This is a genomic window from Methylobacterium sp. J-077 (genome assembly GCF_022829365.1).
Taxonomy (GTDB): domain Bacteria; phylum Pseudomonadota; class Alphaproteobacteria; order Rhizobiales; family Beijerinckiaceae; genus Methylobacterium.
On record NZ_JAKSYJ010000198.1, the window covers coordinates 1 to 396 of the forward strand.

A 396-nucleotide genomic window follows, 5' to 3' on the forward strand; every position below is an offset into this window, starting at 1 on the left:
TGTCGTCCTCGGCCGAGCAGCTGTCGCAGGGCTCGACCGAGCAGGCCGCGTCCACGGAGGAGGCCTCGGCCTCGGTCGAGGAGATGGCCGCCAACGTCAAGCAGAACGCCCAGAACGCCAGCCAGACCGAGGCGATCGCGCGCCAGTCGGCCCAGGATGCCGGGATCGGGGTGATCGGCTACGTTTCCCTGGCCGCGGGCTTCCTGACCGGAAAATACCGGTCCGCGCAGGATGCCGCGGGACGGGCTCGGGAGAATCGTGTCGCCAAGTACCTGACCTCCGGGTGCTGGGCAGGGAGCTCGGCCTCCCGGATGCCTTCGTCGGCCGCCACCCGTTCCCGGGCCCGGGCTTGGCGATCCGCTGCCCGGGCACGATCACCCCGGAGAAGCTGGAAGC

1 pseudogene is annotated in these 396 nt (G+C 71.0%); it reads left to right on the forward strand.

Annotated features, from left to right (window positions below):
• Positions 1 to 396: pseudogene (locus tag MKL11_RS23905) on the forward strand (hypothetical protein); the annotation flags it as partial.